Source organism: Mycobacterium sp. 236(2023) (assembly GCF_029623955.1).
Taxonomy (GTDB): domain Bacteria; phylum Actinomycetota; class Actinomycetes; order Mycobacteriales; family Mycobacteriaceae; genus Mycobacterium.
The window spans coordinates 1,735,052-1,752,258 of the sequence record NZ_JARSBP010000002.1 but is presented as its reverse complement, the minus strand read 5'-3'; the positions used below and the strand labels follow the sequence as shown (position 1 = coordinate 1,752,258).

The 17,207-nt window shown below is 68.0% G+C and carries 14 protein-coding genes; 5 read left to right on the top strand and 9 right to left on the bottom strand.

All coding sequences use genetic code 11. From position 1 onward, the window contains the following. On the top strand, nt 1-411 hold the full coding sequence (gene msrB / locus P9A17_RS10980; RefSeq protein ID WP_278038556.1) for a peptide-methionine (R)-S-oxide reductase MsrB: 411 nt from the start codon (nt 1-3) through the stop codon (nt 409-411). On the opposite strand, the gene P9A17_RS10975 is transcribed toward msrB, so the two are convergent. The 4 genes from P9A17_RS10975 to hemE form a co-directional block, all read right to left on the bottom strand. Then, entirely contained in the window at nt 363-2,738 is a 2,376-nt protein-coding gene (locus P9A17_RS10975) for a bifunctional diguanylate cyclase/phosphodiesterase (protein WP_278038555.1), read from the bottom strand. The two genes, msrB and P9A17_RS10975, sit on opposite strands and share 49 nt — an antisense overlap. Before the next feature lie 184 nt (nt 2,739-2,922). Further along, nucleotides 2,923-3,627: a hydrogen peroxide-dependent heme synthase gene (gene hemQ, locus P9A17_RS10970; RefSeq protein ID WP_278038554.1), complete on the bottom strand. Its 705-nt coding sequence runs from the start codon at nt 3,625-3,627 to the stop codon at nt 2,923-2,925. Between the two features lie 17 nt (nt 3,628-3,644). Beyond that, nucleotides 3,645-4,988, bottom strand: a complete 1,344-nt coding sequence (locus P9A17_RS10965) for a protoporphyrinogen oxidase (RefSeq protein WP_278038553.1) — start codon at nt 4,986-4,988, stop codon at nt 3,645-3,647. Continuing rightward, complete coding sequence (gene hemE / locus P9A17_RS10960) at nt 4,985-6,049, bottom strand: uroporphyrinogen decarboxylase (protein WP_278038552.1); 1,065 nt, start codon at nt 6,047-6,049, stop codon at nt 4,985-4,987. The genes P9A17_RS10965 and hemE overlap by 4 nt, the downstream gene beginning before the upstream one ends. Nucleotides 6,050-6,134: 85 nt before the next feature. On the opposite strand from hemE, the gene P9A17_RS10955 reads away from it, so the two are divergent. Both P9A17_RS10955 and P9A17_RS10950 read left to right on the top strand, forming a co-directional pair. Further along, nucleotides 6,135-6,716, top strand: a complete 582-nt coding sequence (locus P9A17_RS10955; protein ID WP_278038551.1) for a DUF3000 domain-containing protein — start codon at nt 6,135-6,137, stop codon at nt 6,714-6,716. 5 nt (nt 6,717-6,721) lie between these two features. Continuing rightward, complete coding sequence (locus P9A17_RS10950) at nt 6,722-8,002, top strand: ribonuclease D (RefSeq protein WP_278038550.1); 1,281 nt, start codon at nt 6,722-6,724, stop codon at nt 8,000-8,002. Here the strand turns inward: P9A17_RS10950 and P9A17_RS10945 are convergent. The 5 genes from P9A17_RS10945 to P9A17_RS10925 form a co-directional block, all read right to left on the bottom strand. Next, nucleotides 7,996-9,075 carry a prolyl oligopeptidase family serine peptidase gene (locus P9A17_RS10945; RefSeq protein WP_278038696.1) on the bottom strand — a complete coding sequence of 360 codons (1,080 nt, stop codon included), beginning with the start codon at nt 9,073-9,075 and terminating at the stop codon, nt 7,996-7,998. The genes P9A17_RS10950 and P9A17_RS10945 overlap by 7 nt on opposite strands. Nucleotides 9,076-9,210: 135 nt before the next feature. Beyond that, a complete protein-coding gene (gene dxs / locus P9A17_RS10940) occupies nt 9,211-11,124 on the bottom strand; it encodes a 1-deoxy-D-xylulose-5-phosphate synthase (protein WP_278038549.1) in 1,914 nt (637 codons plus the stop codon). Between the two features lie 28 nt (nt 11,125-11,152). Further along, a complete protein-coding gene (nhaA, locus tag P9A17_RS10935; RefSeq protein WP_278038548.1) occupies nt 11,153-12,481 on the bottom strand; it encodes a Na+/H+ antiporter NhaA in 1,329 nt (442 codons plus the stop codon). Between the two features lie 67 nt (nt 12,482-12,548). Continuing rightward, a complete protein-coding gene (locus tag P9A17_RS10930) occupies nt 12,549-13,748 on the bottom strand; it encodes a TRAM domain-containing protein (protein WP_278038546.1) in 1,200 nt (399 codons plus the stop codon). Continuing rightward, the gene (locus P9A17_RS10925) at nt 13,745-15,739 is read right to left on the bottom strand and encodes an APC family permease (protein ID WP_278038545.1); all 1,995 of its coding nucleotides are present in this window, start codon (nt 15,737-15,739) and stop codon (nt 13,745-13,747) included. Before P9A17_RS10925 ends, P9A17_RS10930 begins: the two co-directional genes overlap by 4 nt. A 100-nt stretch (nt 15,740-15,839) precedes the next feature. On the opposite strand from P9A17_RS10925, the gene P9A17_RS10920 reads away from it, so the two are divergent. Beyond that, a complete protein-coding gene (locus P9A17_RS10920) occupies nt 15,840-16,511 on the top strand; it encodes a TrkA family potassium uptake protein (RefSeq protein ID WP_278038544.1) in 672 nt (223 codons plus the stop codon). A gap of 30 nt (nt 16,512-16,541) precedes the next feature. Continuing rightward, entirely contained in the window at nt 16,542-17,207 is a 666-nt protein-coding gene (locus P9A17_RS10915) for a TrkA family potassium uptake protein (protein WP_278038543.1), read from the top strand.

Here is a 17,207-nt window from a genome sequence, read left to right as displayed (position 1 = left end):
ATGACAGCTCCCAAGCTGGTGCTCAGCGACGATCAGTGGCGTGAACGGCTCAGCCCGCAGGAGTTCGCGGTGCTGCGCCAAGCCGGTACCGAGCGGCCCTTCACCGGCGAGTACACCGACACCAAGACCGAAGGCGTCTACCAGTGCCGCGCCTGCGGGGCCGAACTGTTCCGCAGCACCGAGAAGTTCGAATCCCATTGCGGCTGGCCGTCTTTCTTCGACCCAGCCGACTCAGACGCGGTGATCCTGCGGACCGACGATTCGATGGGTATGCGCCGCGTCGAGGTCGTGTGCGCGAACTGCCACAGCCACCTGGGCCACGTGTTCGAGGGCGAGGGCTACCCCACCCCGACCGACCAGCGCTACTGCATCAACTCGATATCGCTGCGGCTGGTGCCGTCCGAGGCATAGCCGCTGCGCGGCGCGAACATGCTCCGCTTGTGCGTCTCCAGAAGCTTCTCGATGGCCGGCGCGGGTAGCGGCGGACTATAGAGGAAACCCTGCGCGACGTCGCAGCCGTACTCCAGTAGTTGACTCGCCGTTTCGGTGTTCTCGACACCTTCGGCCACAGGTGTCACCCCGAGAGCGTGCGCCAGGTCGATGACGGCGCGCACGATCGCCGCGGACGCCGGGTGAGAGAGGATCGGCGCGATGAACTCCCGGTCGAGCTTCACCTCGTCGATCGGGAACTCCCGCAGATACCACAGGGCCGAATAGCCGCTGCCGAAGTCGTCGATCGCGACGCGAATTCCCTTGTCCCGCAGCTTGTTGAACACCATCCGCGTCTTGCCCATGTTGTCCAGCAGCAGATCCTCGGTGATCTCTACGGTCAGCATCTCCGGCGGCAGGGCACGCCGGTCCAGCGCCTCCATGATCTGTGTCGGCAGTTCGGGATCGCTGATCGCCGGTGCGAAGACGTTGATGGCGACCGGCACCCCTACCCCCTTGCGGTGCCACCGCGCCACATCGTCGAGCGCGAGCTCGAGCACCAGCGAGGTCACCGAGCGCATCAGACCGTGCTGACGCACCAGCGGCAGGAACTGATTCGGCGTCAGCATCCCCCGACGCGGATGCGGCCAACGGACGAGGGCCTCCAACCCGACGACGTCGTATGTGCGCAGATCGAACTTCGGCTGATACACCACACTCAGCTCGAAATGCTCGATCGCATAACGCAACTCGTCCAGCAGGCGCTCGGACCCGTTTTCGTCCGTCTCGCCGTGAAGACCTGCGGGGTCACCGCGCAGCGTGTCGGAGGTGTTCTCGCCGAGCTCCATGTGGGGCTGGAAGACGACCACGTCGTAGGACGGGGACTGCTTCGCCGTCTGCATCGCGATGTCGGCCTGGTTGAGCAGTTCGTCGGCGCTGATGTCCGACCCTTCGGCGGGAACGACGGCGAGCCCGACGCTCGGCTGCACAACAAGGTCCTCGTCGGCGATGACGAACGGGCGCTCGAACGCCTTCGCAACTCTGCGTGCGAGCGCGCGGGCGGTGTCGGCGTCACCCTCCAACAGCACCGCGAACTCGTCGCTGCCGAACCGGGCGACGGTGTCGGTGCTGCGGACCGTGCTGGCGAGGCGTTCGGCGACCCGGACCAGCACCGTGTCCCCGGCGGGGTAGCCGAAGTTCTCGTTGACGGCCTTGAAGCGGTCCAGGTCCATCATCAGCACGCCCACCGCCAGCGAGTGCCGCTGATGCAACCGCACCGCCTCCGCGAGGCGATCCTGGAACAGCGCGCGGTTCGCCAGTCCGGTCAGCGGGTCGCGGACGGCCTGATCGGCGACCTTCCCGATCAGGCGGCGGTTGTCGGCGAGCACGAGGAACTGCCGGATCATCACGGCGAACACGGTCACGGCCGCGGCGACGTAGAGCGGGCCGAGCCCGACGATCAGCGCCGGAGTGCAGATCGCTGCCGACACCACGACCGGCACATAGGGCAGCCAGACCACGACGCGGGAGGTGGATTGGGTGAGCTTGCGATCGTCGGTGTACCCGGTCCTCGGCGCCACCAGCGCCGCCACCCCCAGGCACAGGAAACCCCACGCCCACCCGATGGCGATCCAATGGGTGTCGCCGAAGCTGCCGGCCGCCGTCAGATACGCAAACGCGATGTCCGACAACATCACCAGAACCAGGCCCGCGGTCAGCAACGCCAGAACGGGCCGCAACCGCGCCGTCGCCCGGCTCAGCAGGAGCGCCGCCATCGTGACCAAGGCGATGTCGACCACCGGGTAGCAGAGCGCCAGGGCCAGGGTCGGCACCGAGGAAGACCACGCTGCATAGACCGGCCTGAGCAGTGTCACCCATGCCGCGCCGAAGATCGCCGCTGCGACGATGAGCCCGTCGAGGGCCAGCCGAACCTGGACGCCGACCGGATGGCCCAGCGCCAGAAGACAAAGACACAGCCCGGCACCTGCGAGGAACATGACGTAACCGGCGTCAGCCCACGACGGGAACGGCTGCCGATCGGTCACGAGGTCGTAGTAACTCCACACGGCCTCGCCTGCCGCCCATGCGCCGGCGCCGACGGCCAGGCTCAGCCAGGCGGCACGTGCCTTACCGCGCGTCCTCGACGACGCCACGAATGCGCAGACTGAAGCGAACGCGGCGAAAACGACGAGACCCGCGTTGTCGACGATCCGGATGACAGTGTCGCCGCCCCAACCGCTCAACAGCCAAGTCGCATACCCGCCGCCAACGATCGCTGCGCTCGCCGTCACCCCCCGTAGGTTCGGCATGCGGACGAGTCTAGCAATGCCATTTCGCGAAAGAAACCGCGACAATCCGCATCGACAAAATTTGCTGATCCCTTCGCATTGCGTCCTTACAGGTGCTCAATGCCAAGAAATTTTCGCGTGGAAAGATTACGGATATTAGCGACGGCGTCAGCACCTGTCACCGAACAGCCCGTCCAGCAAACTCTTATGGCAGCGCGGCGACGAGCTGCTCGACGGAGACACGGGGTCCGGTGAAGAACGGTGTTTCCTCCCGGACATGGCGCCGCGCGTCCGTGGCGCGCAGGTCACGCATCAAATCGACGATGCGGTGAAGCTCCGGCGCCTCGAACGCCAGCAGCCACTCGTAGTCACCGAGCGCGAATGCCGGAACCGTGTTGGCGCGAACGTCCTTGTACCCGCGAGCAGCCATTCCGTGATCGGCCAGCATGCGGCGGCGCTCCTCGTCGGGCAGCAGATACCACTCCAGCGATCGGACGAACGGATACACGCAGATATAAGCGCCCGGCTCTTCGCCTGCCAGGAAGGCCGGGATATGGCTCTTGTTGAATTCGGCGGGACGGTGCAAGGCCACATTGCTCCACACCGGAGTCGACGCCCTCCCCAGCGCGGTGGTCCGGCGGAAGTCCGAATAGGTGGCCTGCAACGCCTCGACGTTCTCGGCGTGGGTCCAGATCATGAAGTCGGCATCCGCGCGCATCCCGGCGATGTCGTACAGGCCGCGCACGACGACACCCTTGTCCTCCTGATGCTTGAGGAAGGTCGCGGTCTCGTCGATGACCGACGCGCGCGCATCCTCCTCGGATGCCAGCACACCCTGCTTCACGGCGAACACCGAAAACATCAGGTAGCGGATCGTGGAGTTCAGTTCATCGAAATCGAGCTTGGCCATGCGCCCATCCTTCCACCTCACCGGGCGGTGAGAGCCGCCACCGCCCTGGTCGCAGAGGCCACGCACGCGGGGACACCGATGCCGTCCAGATACGCGCCGGCCGCGGCGAGCCCCCGGGGAAGCCCCGCGCGCAGTTCGGCAACCAGGTCCGCGTGACCGGGTCCGTACTGCGGCATCGCGTCGATCCAGCGCACCACCCTGCTGCCCTCCGGCTCCACCGAGATACCGAACAAATTGTCGAGATCCTGGCCCGCCCAGGTCAGCAGTTCCTCGTCGCCCGTGCTCCGCGCGAGGTCGTCCCCGAAGCGCCCATACGACAGCCGCACCATTTCGGTGCTCCCCCGCCGTCCCCACTTCCGCGACGACAACGTCACCGCCTTGGCACGCAACCGTCCCCGGCCGGCGACCAGCACACCGGACTGTTCCGGCAGCGGGGTCCCGCCCGGCAGCGCCAACGCCACCACCGCCGCCGACGCGACCGGGATCCTGCGCGCCGCGGCGGCGCTGCTCGGCGCAAGGCCGTCGATGAGTGCGGGCAGTCGCGGGGCGGGGACCGCCAACACCACACCATCGGCTGCCCAGCGACCCCCTTCGTCGTCGAGCAACTCCCAGCCTTGCGCGGACTGCGCGACGGCACGGACGGCGACCTGCGCCCACTGCAGCCCGGACTGTCGCACCAACTCGTCGATGAGCACCTGATAGCCGCCCTCGATCGCACCGAACACCGAACCCGCGCGCGGCGGCGGTACGGCGGCGGCGACGGCCTCGGTCAGGCTGCGCGCTCCGCCGTCGAGCGCCGCCGCGATCGTGGGCACCGCCGCGCGCAGACCGATCGTCGCCGCCGACCCGGCGTATACGCCCGCCAGAAGCGGATCGACCGAGCGGACCACGACCTGCTCGCCGAACCGATCACCCACCAGCTCGGCGACGGACGGGTCGGCGCCGGGGCGCCACGAAAACGGACGGCGGGGCTCGTCCAGCATCCACCGGACCGTCGCGTCGTCCACCAGACCGGCGAGTTCCGAGGGCCGCGACGGAATGCCGTTGACGGTGTCCTTGGGAAGCGGGAACAGCCGGCCCTCGCTGTAGATCAGCGGCCGCGCACCGGTCGTCGTGATCTGCTTGCCCGCCAATCCGAGCTCACCCAGCAGCGCGGGCACCTCCGGCCTGCGTGCGACGAACGCCTCGGCGCCCACGTCCAGCGGCTGCCCGCCGATGCGTTCGGTACGTAGGACACCGCCGAGCCGGTCCGCGGGGTCCAGCAGCGTGATCGACGCGTCGGGTCCCGCGGCGACCCGTAGCCGATACGCGGCGGCCAGCCCCGAAATGCCGCCGCCGACAACGCAGTACCGGCCGCTCACAGCTCGTGCACCAACGCCACCGCGTCGGTGATGATGCCCGGGTCGGTGGCGGGAAGTACCCCGTGCCCGAGGTTGAAGACGTGGCCGGTGGCACCGGCATCGACCGCCTGCCGACCGTCCTCGACCACCGCGCGCACCGACCGGTCGACCACCGGCCAGCCCGCCAGCAGCACCACCGGATCGAGATTGCCCTGCAGCGCGCTGCCCGGCCGCACCCGTCCCGCGGCGTCGGTCAGCGACGTGCGCCAGTCCACCCCGACGACGGCAGGCACCCCGCGCCCCGTCACGGCCTCCGACATCGCCCCGAGGAGCTCAGCCGTGCCGACACCGAAGTGCGTCATCGGCACGCCGAAACCTGCGAGCGCCTCGAACACCCGCGCGCTGTGCGGCAACACATAGGTGCGGTAGTCAGCCAGCGACAGCGTGCCGGCCCACGAGTCGAACACCTGAATCGCGTCGACGCCCGCCTCCACCTGCGCGCTCAGGAACGCGATCGTCACATCGGCCAGCGCCGACATCAGCGCATGCCAAGTCTGCGTCTCGCCGAGCATCAGCGCCTTGGCGTGCTCATGGTTGCGGCTGGGGCCGCCTTCGACGAGATAGGAGGCAAGCGTGAACGGCGCGCCGGCGAACCCGATCAGCGGCACGTCACCGAGAGCGGCTGTCAGCTGCCCGATCGCCGCGGCCACCGGGGCGACCTGCTCACGCTCCAACGGTTTGACCGAGGCGACGTCGGCAGCCGTGCGGATCGGATGGGCGATGACGGGCCCGACGTCGGGAACGATGTCCAGATCGATGCCCGCGGCCCGAAGTGGCACCACGATGTCGGAGAACAGGATCGCCGCGTCGACCCCGTGCCTGCGCACCGGCTGCAGCGTGATCTCGGTGATCAGATCGGCGTCGAAGCACGCCTGCATCATCGTGTTCTTGGCCCGCAACTCGCGGTACTCGGGAAGCGATCGCCCCGCCTGCCGCATCATCCAGACGGGGACCCGTGCCGGTTTACGACCGGCGACGGCAGCCAGGTAGGGGGATTCGGGCAGCTCGCGACGCGTGTTCATCGCCCACCATGCTGCCATGCCCCGATCCGGGCGAATCGGCGCGCCATGAGCACAGACCTGGCCAAATGGACTAGCGTCAGACGCCGTGACCACCGCCGAACCGGCTCAGTTCCGCGAAGCGGTGGCGGCGATGAATGCCACCACCGTCCGACCGGAGATCGAGCTCGGCCCGATCCGGCCGCCGCAACGCCTGGCTCCCTACAGCTACGCGCTCGGCGCCGAGGTCAAGCATGCCGAGACGCCGGTCATCCCGGAGCGTTCCGAAGGCGACGCGTTCGGCCGGCTCATCCTGCTGCACGACCCCGAAGGCGCCGAAGCGTGGGACGGCACGATGCGGCTGGTCGCCTACATCCAGGCCGATCTCGACTCCACCGAAGCCGTCGACCCCCTGCTGCCCGAAGTGGCCTGGAGTTGGCTCGTCGACGCCCTCGAGCAGCGCGCTGAACACGTCACCGCGCTCGGCGGCACCGTCACGGCCACCACATCGGTCCGCTACGGCGACATCTCTGGACCGCCTCGCGCCCATCAGCTCGAGCTGCGCGCCTCGTGGACGGCGACCAACCTCGAGCTCGGCCCCCACGTGGAAGCCTTCTGCGAGGTGCTCGAGCACGCTGCCGGGCTGCCGCCCGACGGCGTGACCGACCTGAACTCCCGCACCCGCGCCTGATCCCGATGCCAGAACCTGAGATCGCTGGCTCGTCGCTGGAATCCGACGACCAGGACGCCACCGAACCCGAGGCTCACCCGCTTCTCGCACCCCGCGACGGGGTGCCCGCCGTGTCGTCCAGCAGAAGCGAAATATCCAGGGCTGCAGACCTTTTGGCTTCCGGAACCGGCCCGTTCGCCGTGGATGCCGAGCGCGCCTCCGGGTTCCGCTACTCGAACCGGGCCTACCTGGTGCAGATCCGGCGCGCGGGCGCGGGCACCGTCCTCATCGACCCGGTCAGCCACGGCGGCGACTCCATCGAGGTCCTCGCCCCGGTCGCCGAGGTGCTGGGCACCGACGAATGGGTGCTGCACGCCGCCGACCAGGACCTCCCCTGCCTTGCCGAGATCGGCATGCGCCCGACGGCGCTGTACGACACCGAGCTGGCGGGCCGGCTGGCCAACTACGAGCGGGTGAACCTCGCGGCGATGGTGCAACGGCTCCTGGGACTGCAGCTGACGAAGGGCCACGGCGCGGCGGACTGGTCGAAACGGCCGCTGCCCGACGAATGGCTCAACTACGCCGCACTCGATGTCGAGGTGCTCATCGATCTGCGTGACGCGATCGCGTCGGTGCTCGCCGAGCAGGGCAAAACCGAATGGGCCAGACAGGAATTCGAGCACCTGCGGATGTTCGAGGGTGCCCCCACCCGGCGCGACCGCTGGCGACGCACCTCGGGAATCCACAAAGTCCGCGACCCCAAGGCGCTGGCGGCCGTGCGGGAACTGTGGACCACCCGAGATCAGATCGCGCGGCGTCGCGACATCGCGCCGGGCCGCATCCTGCCCGACAGTGCGATCGTCAGCGCCGCGACCGCCAACCCCGACACGATCGAAAAGCTCAGCGAGCTACCGATATTCGGAGGATCGAAGCAGCGGCGCAGCGCGCAAGTCTGGCTGGACGCGCTGACACGCGCCCGCACCAGCGAGCCGCCCGACGCGCAGGAGCCGTCCAACGGCCCTCCGCCGGCGTCACGCTGGGCCCGACGCAAACCCGAGGCCGCGGTGCGGCTGGAGGCTGCGCGCGCCGAGCTGACCGAACTCGCACAACAGGTTTCGGTCCCCGTCGAGAACCTGCTGGCCCCCGAGATCGTGCGCCGGCTGTGCTGGGACTGGCAGCCCGCCGGCGATGCCGCCGGCACGGCGGCCGCCGTCGAATCGTTCCTTCGGGATTCGACCGCCCGGCAGTGGCAGCGTGAACTGGCGGTGCCCGCACTGGCGAGGGCGCTCGCCACCGCGGATCAGTAGAAGAGCTGGGCCAGGAACGGCGTGGAATCCGGTATCGAATCCAGCACCGTGCCGCTGTGGTCGGCGTCCGGGTACACCTTCAGCGTCACGTCCTGCCCATTGGCGGTCAGCTGGTCGGCGAAGCGCTGCGACAGGCTCGGGGGCACATCGCGGTCCTGCAGGCCCACACCGAGAAAGATCGGCCGGTCGTAGCCCGACGACGGGATGCCCATGAACTCGTCGATGGCCTCCGCGGCACCGGGAATCGACGTGACCGGCGCGGTGAACAAACTTGCCGGGGCCGACCCCGACAGTGCGCCGGCCAGTTCGGCCGCACACAACGTCTCCGCCTCCTGTGCCGCGGCACGCCCGTCGTCGCTCAGTACCTGGTCCAGGTCGAGGTCCGGGCGCGCATCCCGTAGCGCCGCAACGATATAGGCGGTGTAGACGCTGGCCATCGGACCGATGCCCGGCACCGTCATATCCGGCCCCGCCTCTTTGACGACGGACTCCACACCGGCCGGGGTCCCGGTGGCCACGACGCCGCGGTAGTCGAGCCCTGTGCCCGCGCTGAACTCGGTGGCCCAGCGCGCGGTGGCCATTGCCGCTCCCCCGCCCTGGGACTGGCCGACGACGGCCCACTTCGGCGACAGGTCGAGATCCATATGGTGTGCCGCCACAACGGAATCGACCACGCCGCGCGCGGTGGTGACGCTGTTGAGGTAGCTCATCAATCCCGGCGTGCCCAGCCCGGCATAGTCGGTGCCGACCACCGCATAGCCCTGATCGAGCCAGTGCGACAGGTAATCGCCGTCGCGCCCACTGCGCGTCTGCGCCGACGGCGTGCAGTCGTCACCGAGCCCGACGGTCCCGTGCGCCCAGGCGATGACGGGCCAACCACCCTGCGGGGCGGGCGTTTTGGGGGTGAACACGACCGCGGTGCTGACGGCGGGACGGCCGTGCTGGTCGATGGTGGAGTAGAGGATGCGGTACGCGCTGCCCGCACCCGCGACCGACAGGGCCGCATCGAGTGGCACGGTCTCGATCAATGCGCCGGGCGCCGGAACCGGGCCTGCGTAGGAGCGGGCATCCATGCCCGACCATGCCGGCCCGCCTGCCACCGCAGCAGCGGGCGGGCTGGGCGCGGTGGAGGAACACCCCGCGAGGACGACGACAACCGCCGAGAGAAGAACCGCCAGAAAACGAACGGCACCAAGAGTTCTCACAGGTCAGTCGACGTGCTGGCTGACTTCGCGTTCGCCCGCCGACGTACCCAGTGCGGCCACCCAACCCGTGATCTGCCGCGCGATGTTGCGTTCGGTCAACCCCACCGAGGACAGCACCTCACCGCGGGAAGCATGTGCGAAGAACTCCTGGGGCAACGCGGCATCCCGGCACGGCACGTCGATCTCCGCATGCCGCAACGCGGCGGACACCGCCGAACCGATACCGCCGTGCCCGCCGTTGTCTTCCAGCGTCACGACCAGCTTGTGGCCGGCCGCCAGCGCGCCGATCTGCTTGGGAACCGGCAGCACCCATCGCGGATCCACGACCGTCACACCGATCCCCTGATTGCGCAGCCGCTCCGCGATCGCGATCGCCATCGCGGCGAACGCACCGACCGCCACGATGAGCACGTCGTCGGACAACCCGTCGGCAGGCACCGCCAGGACGTCGATGCCGTCACGGCGCTCGATGGCCGGGATATCTTCCCCGACATCACCTTTCGGGAACCGAATGGCGGAGGGCCCGTCCTTGATGTCGAGGGCCTCGGTGAGTTCCTCACGCAACCGGGCGCCGTCGCGCGGCGCCGCGACCTTCATCCCCGGCACGATGCCCAGGATCGACAGATCCCACATGCCGTTGTGGCTCGCGCCGTCCGGGCCGGTGATGCCCGAGCGGTCGAGAACCAACGTGACCGGAAGCTTGTGCAGCGCAACGTCCATCAGCATCTGGTCGAACGCGCGATTGAGGAACGTCGAGTAGATGGCCACCACAGGATGCATCCCGCCCATGGCCAACCCAGCGGCCGATGTCATCGCATGCTGTTCGGCGATACCGACGTCGAAGAAGCGGTCCGGGAAGCGCTCGCGGAACGCGCTGAGCCCCGTAGGACCGGGCATCGCCGCGGTGATCGCCACGACATCGCGACGCTTGGCGGCGAGCCGGATCAGTTGCTCGGAAAACGCCGACGTCCAGCCAGGCCCGGGAACCGAAGTGGCCAGTCCGGTTTCGGGATCGATGACACCGCACGCGTGCATCTGATCGTCGACGTCGTTCTCGGCGGGAGCGTAACCCTGCCCCTTGCGGGTGACGACGTGGACGACCACGGGCGCGTTGAACGCGCGGGCATGCCGCAACGCGCTCTCCACAGCGGCTTCATCGTGACCGTCGATCGGGCCGACGTACTTGAGGCCGAGATCGGTGAACATCACCTGGGGCGACAACGCATCCTTTATGCCCGCCTTGATGCTGTGCATGCACTGGTAGCAGAACTCGCCGACAAGCGGCACGCCGCGGACGGCCTTGCGACCCTCTTCGAGGACGCGCTCGTAGCCGGGCTGCAGCCGCAGCCCCGCCAGATGCTCGGCGAAGCCGCCGATCGTCGGAGCGTAGCTGCGGCCGTTGTCGTTGACGATGATGACGACGGGGCGCCGCGACGCCGCGATGTTGTTCAGCGCCTCCCAGCACATGCCGCCGGTCAGGGCGCCGTCACCAACGACCGCGACGACGTGGCGGTTGCGGTGCCCGCTGAGCTCGAACGCCTTCGCCAAACCGTCGGCGTACGACAGCGCCGAACTCGCATGGCTGGACTCCACCCAGTCGTGCTCGCTCTCCGAGCGCGACGGATACCCGGACAGCCCGTCTTTCTTCCGCAGCGAGCCGAAATCCTGGCAACGGCCTGTGAGCATCTTGTGCACATAGGCCTGATGACCCGTGTCGAACAGGATCGGATCGTGCGGCGAGTCGAAGACGCGATGCAGCGCCAGCGTCAACTCCACGACACCGAGGTTGGGTCCCAGATGGCCACCTGTGGCTGCGACCTTGTGGATCAGAAAGTCGCGGATCTCCCGCGCCAGCTCGTCGAGCTGGGCCCGGGACAGGTGCTGCAGATCAGCGGGACCGCGGATCTGTTCAAGCATTAGGCCAGTCTACGCACGGGCCGCGACGTCAGTCCTGTCGAGTCTGGTAGATGTCGGGGATCCCGTCACGGTCGTCGTCGACCGTCTCAGCGCGATGAATGCGCCGGTAGGTGGCGTTTCTGGTGAGTAGAACCACTGACGCCAGAACGGCTGCCAACAGCGATCCGGCCAACACGCCGATCTTTACGAATTCGTCACGTTCTGACCCCAACCCGTAAGCGAGATCACCGATCAGCAGCGAGACCGTGAACCCGATGCCGGCCAGCATGGACACCCCGATCACATCGACCCAACGCAACGACGAGTCCAGATCGGCGCGCGTCACGGCCGACAGCACCCTGGTCGTCCCGAAGATCCCGATCGGCTTGCCCAGGACCAGGCCACCGATGATGCCGAGGGTGATCGGGTCACCCAGTGCCCGCACCAGACCGTCGGCGCCGCCGATGCTCACCCCGGCGGCAAAGAACGCGAAGACGGGGATCGCCAGGCCCGCCGAAATCGGCCGCAGGCGGTGCTCGAAATGCTCCGCCATCCCCGCGTCGAGTTCCTGACCGCCGCGCGTCGCCGAACGCCGCACCGGAACCATGAAGCCCAGGAGCACACCCGCGACGGTGGCGTGCACGCCGGACTCGTGCATCAGCACCCAGGTGGCGATCGCCAGCGGCGCCAACACCCACCACGCCTGCACGCCGCGCTGCACACACAGAGCGAACAGCGCCAGCGGAATGACGGCCAAGCCGAGCGCCACGATCTTGATGTCCTCGGTGTAGAACACCGCGATGATCGTGATCGCGAGCAGATCGTCGACCACCGCCAGCGTCAACAGGAAGGTGCGCAGCGCCGACGGCAGATGGGTGGAGATCACCGCGAGCACGGCCACCGCAAACGCAATGTCGGTGGCTGTGGGAATCGCCCAGCCGCGCAACGCACCGTCGCCGGTGTTGAGGTTGACCAGGACGAAGATCAGGGCGGGCACCACCATGCCGCCCACCGCGGCGGCGATGGGCAGCGCGGCGCGGGCCGGGTCGCGCAGATCGCCCGCCACGAACTCGCGTTTGAGCTCGAGACCGACCACGAGGAAGAAGATCGCCAGCAGACCGTCGGCCGCCCACTCCCCGATGCTCAGGTCGAGGTGCAGGCCGAACCACTGACCGCCCACCACCGCATCCCGCAGCCCGAAATAACTGTCCGACCACGGTGAGTTGGCCCAGATCAATGCCGCCGCGGCAGCGATCAGCAGAATGACGCCGCCGACGGTCTCCTTGCGCAGGATCTCGCTGACCCTGCTGGTCTCCGACCAGGAGCCACGGGAGAAGAGGGCGTTGCGGATACGACGTGCACGGGGATCTGGTGTCACGAGCCTGCCTCACATAGTCGTCGACGAATAACGCCGACCAGACTTCCCGGCACACCTGCCGAACATCTTAATCGCCACCGGGCGGCCGCTGCAGCACGGCCACACATTCCACGTGGTGCGTCAGCGGGAAGGAGTCGTACACCCGCAGCTGCTCCACCTCATATCCGTGTTTGCGGTACAAGCCCACATCACGTGCGAAAGACGCTGCCTCACAGCCGATGTGGATGACCCGTGGCACCTCCGCGGCCGCCAGCAGATCGATCACCTCACGGCCGGCGCCCGTGCGGGGCGGGTCGAGCACCGCGACGTCGGCGCGGTTCCGCTGACCCGCAAGGGCGCGACGCACCGAATCGGTCACCACCGAGACGTTTCCGAGGTCGGCCAGCGCTGCTCGCGCCGATCGTGATGCTCCCCGCGACGTGTCGACGGTCAGCACACTGCCGGCGGTACCGACGGCATCGGCCAGCGCCGCGGCGAAAACCCCTGCGCCGCCGTACAGATCCCACGCCGACATCCCCGGCTCCAACCGAGCCCACTCCATGACGAGCGCGCTGTAGAGAGCGGGCGCATCCCGGTGCGCCTGCCAGAACGCCGTCGCCGGCACACGCCAGGTGCGTCCCGCGACGCGCTGCACGGCCTCGTAATCACCCTCGGCCACGGTGGTTTTCTGCCCGCGCCCAGCCACCACGATGTGCCGGTTCCCGTCGTCGTCGATCACGACGTGCACCGCTGTGCCCTGTGGCCATCGCGTCTCGGCCACCCCGTCCAGCATTCCCTCGGGCAACTGCGCGCAGTCCAGCCGGTGCACGAGATCGCCGCTGTGATAGCGGTGGAACCCTGCGCACCCCTCGGACGTGTCGAGGCGCACCCTGGTCCGCCAGCCCGTCGCGCCCGCGGCACCGACCGGCTCCGCCGACGCCTCCGATTCGTCCTGCCACTGGTAACCGCCAAGGCGCGCAAGCTGATTGGCGACCACCGCACCCTTGATACGGCGCACCGCGGCAGGCTCGGCGAAGGCCAGGTCACAACAACCAGAGCCGTCCACGCCGGCGATCGGGCACAGCGAGTCGATCCGGTCGGGCGACGGCTCAAGAACCTCGACGGCCTCGGCGTTCCAATAGGAGCCGCGCTCCCCGACCAGGCGGGCGCGGACCGTTTCGCCAGGCAAGGCGTAACGGACGAACACCACCCGGCCGTCGTGCCGCGCAACGCAACTGCCGCCGTTGGCGGCGGCCACGGTGGTCAGTGTCAGCTCGTCGGCACTCAATCCAGGATTCCTTTACGCGCATCACCGGGCGCCGACTGTGGCGCCTCCTTCTTCAGTCGCTCGGACGACGACAGCTGCCACGGCACCGACGTCACCATCACGTTCGGCTCGAACAGCAGACGTCCCTTCAACCGCAACGCACTCTGGTTGTGCAGCACCTGTTCCCACCAGTGGCCCACGACGTACTCGGGAATGAACACCGTGACCACGGTGCGCGGCGAGTCCTTGCCGACCCGTTTGACGTAGTCGAGGACCGGCCGGGTGATCTCGCGGTACGGCGAGGCGATCACCTTCAGCGGCACGCTGATATCGCTGTTCTCCCACTTGTGCACCAGCTGACGGGTTTCGGCGTCGTCGACGCTGACGGTGATCGCCTCCAGTACGTCAGGCCGGGTGGCCCGCGCGTAGGCCAGCGCGCGCAGCGTCGGCATGTGGACGTTCGACACCAGCACGACGGCGTGGTTGCGACTGGGCAGCACGATGTCCTCGGTCTCGGCGGCCCGCGCCTCCAGTTCGCGGCTCACCGACGCGTAATGCTTGTGGATCATCTTCATGATCACGAACAGCGCACCCATCGCCAGGATCGCGATCCACGCCCCGACGAGGAACTTGGTGACGACGACGATGATCAACACCGTTCCGGTACAGACGAATCCGATGGTGTTGATGACCCGCGCCCGCATCATCCGGCCGCGCGCGGCCGCGTCCGTCTCGGTGCGCAGCAGCCGGGTCCAGTGCCGCACCATGCCGATCTGACTCAGCGTGAACGACACGAAGACACCGACGATGTAGAGCTGGATCAGTGACGTGACCTCAGCCTGGAATGCCACCACGAAGGCGACGGCGCCGAACGCCAGGAACAGGATGCCGTTCGAGAATGCCAGCCGGTCGCCGCGGGTGTGCAACTGACGCGGCAGGAAACGGTCCTGCGCCAGAATCGATCCCAGCACCGGGAAGCCGTTGAACGCGGTGTTGGCGGCGAGCACCAGGATCAAGGCAGTCACGCCCGCGATCAGGTAGAGACCGACCGGGAAGTCATGGAACACCGCGTCGGCCAGCTGCGCGATCAGGGTGCGCTGGTGGTAGTTCTCCGGCGCACCGACCAACTGTTCCTGCGGGCGTTCGGCGATCTGCACCCCCGTCGCCTTGGCCAGCATGATGATGCCCATGAACAGCGTGATCGAGATCGCGCCGAGCAACAACAGCGTGGTCGCGGCGTTGCGGGACTTGGGTTTCCGGAACGCCGGCACCCCGTTGCTGATCGCCTCGACACCGGTCAGCGCCGCGCTGCCGGACGAGAACGCGCGCGCGACGAGGAACACCAGCGCGAAACCGAGAATGTCGCCGTGCTCGGAATGCATCTCGAAATCCGCCGACTCGGCTTTCAACGGCGTTCCCAGAACATAGATCTGGAAGAAGCCCCAGCCGAGCATGATGAGCATGCCGAACATGAAGGCATAGGTGGGAATGGCGAACGCGGTCCCCGACTCACGGATGCCGCGCATGTTGATTGCCGCCAGCAGCATGATGGCCGTCACGGCGAAGAGCACCTTGTGGTCGTTGACGAACGGGATCGCGGACCCGATGTTCGACATCGCCGACGACATCGACACCGCCACGGTCAGCACGTAGTCGACCAGCAGCGCGCTCGCGACCGTCAGACCCGCGGTAGGCCCGAGGTTGGTGGTGACGACCTCGTAGTCACCACCACCCGACGGATAGGCATGCACGTTCTGCCGATAGCTCGCGATCACGATGATCATGACCCCGGCGACCACCAGGCCGATCCACGGCGCCATCGAGTAGGCGGCCAGCCCGGCCACCGACAGCACCAGGAAGATCTCCTCCGGGGCGTAGGCGACCGAGGAGAGAGCATCGGAGGCGAAGACCGGCAGCGCTATCCGCTTGGGTAGCAGCGTGTGCGACAGCTTGTCGCTGCGGAACGGCCGGCCCAGCACCAACCGCCGCGCGACGGTCGAAAGCTTGGACACGAGTGCCAACACTAAGCCCGAAGGCCACGAGTCGTCGGAAAGCGGTAGCGTTCCGATGGCGCGGGTTTTGCAGCAGCCTCGGCCGGGAAAGGACCCTCAGGTGCGTGTAGTGGTGATGGGGTGCGGCCGTGTCGGCGCATCCCTGTCGGACAGCTTGGCCAGGATCGGCCACGACGTCGCCGTGATCGACCGCGACGGCACCGCATTCCATCGGCTCTCCCCCGATTTCCCCGGCGAGCGGGTCCTCGGCATGGGGTTCGACCGCGACGTGCTGATCCGGGCGGGCATCGAAGGTGCGTCGGCGTTCGCGGCGGTGTCGTCCGGCGACAACTCGAACATCATCTCCGCGCGCGTTGCCCGCGAGACGTTCGGCGTGCAGCGTGTCGTCGCGCGCATCTACGACGCCAAGCGCGCGGCGGTCTACGAACGGCTCGGCATTCCGACGGTGGCCACCGTGCCCTGGACCACCGACCGGCTGCTCAACGTCCTGACCCGTGAGACCGAGACCACGAAATGGCGCGATCCCACAGGCAACGTGGGGGTGACCGAACTGGCACTGCACGAAGACTGGGTGGGTCGGCGCCTCAACGAACTCGAGACCGCGACGGCAGGCCGCGTCGCCTTCCTGATCCGCTTCGGCGCCGGGCTGCTCCCCGACGCCAAGACCGTCATCCAGGCCGGCGACCAGGTGTACCTGGCCGCGATCTCCGGACACATCGCCGAAGCCCTGGCGATCGCCGCATTGCCGCCGAGCGAAGACCCGGAGGCCTGACCTCATGGTGCGGACGCGAGGAGCAATTCAGTGAAAGTCGCCATTGCCGGAGCGGGAGCCGTCGGCCGTTCCATCGCCCGCGAGCTCGTCGACTCCCATGACGTCACGCTGCTGGAACGCAATCCCGATCACATCGACGTCGACGACATCCCCGCCGCGCACTGGCGCCTCGGCGACGCGTGCGAGCTCAGCCTGCTCGAATCGGTGAACCTGCAGGACTTCGACGTAGTCATCGCCGCGACCGGTGACGACAAGGCCAACGTCGTCCTGAGCCTGCTGTCCAAGACCGAATTCGCCGTCGCCCGCGTGGTGGCCCGCGTCAACGACCCCCGCAACGAATGGCTCTTCGACGAGGCCTGGGGTGTCGACGTCGCGGTGTCGACGCCGCGCATGCTCGCGTCTCTCGTGGAAGAGGCGGTGTCGGTGGGCGATCTGGTCCGCCTGATGGAATTCCGCAAAGGGCAGGCCAATCTGGTCGAGATCACGCTGCCCGACGACACCCCGTGGGGCGGCAAGCCCGTCAAACGTCTCGAGCTGCCCCGCGACGCGACGCTGGTGACCATCCTGAGGGGTCCGCGGGTCATCGTGCCCGAGCGGGACGAACCATTGGAGGGAGGCGACGAGCTGCTGTTCGTCGCCGCGGCCGACGCCGAAGACGAACTCCGCGAGCTGCTGCTGCATCCACAGCAGCGCTGA

Bases quoted from the DNA above. Each gene is read 5' to 3' on its own strand.
- msrB (WP_278038556.1), top strand. From the start codon at position 1: ATGACAGCTCCCAAGCTGGTGCTCAGCGACGATCAGTGGCGTGAACGG.
- P9A17_RS10975 (WP_278038555.1), bottom strand. From the start codon at position 2,738: ATGCCGAACCTACGGGGGGTGACGGCGAGCGCAGCGATCGTTGGCGGC.
- hemQ (WP_278038554.1), bottom strand. From the start codon at position 3,627: ATGGCCAAGCTCGATTTCGATGAACTGAACTCCACGATCCGCTACCTG.
- hemE (WP_278038552.1), bottom strand. From the start codon at position 6,049: ATGAACACGCGTCGCGAGCTGCCCGAATCCCCCTACCTGGCTGCCGTC.
- P9A17_RS10950 (WP_278038550.1), top strand. From the start codon at position 6,722: ATGCCAGAACCTGAGATCGCTGGCTCGTCGCTGGAATCCGACGACCAG.
- P9A17_RS10945 (WP_278038696.1), bottom strand. From the start codon at position 9,075: ATGGATGCCCGCTCCTACGCAGGCCCGGTTCCGGCGCCCGGCGCATTG.
- dxs (WP_278038549.1), bottom strand. From the start codon at position 11,124: ATGCTTGAACAGATCCGCGGTCCCGCTGATCTGCAGCACCTGTCCCGG.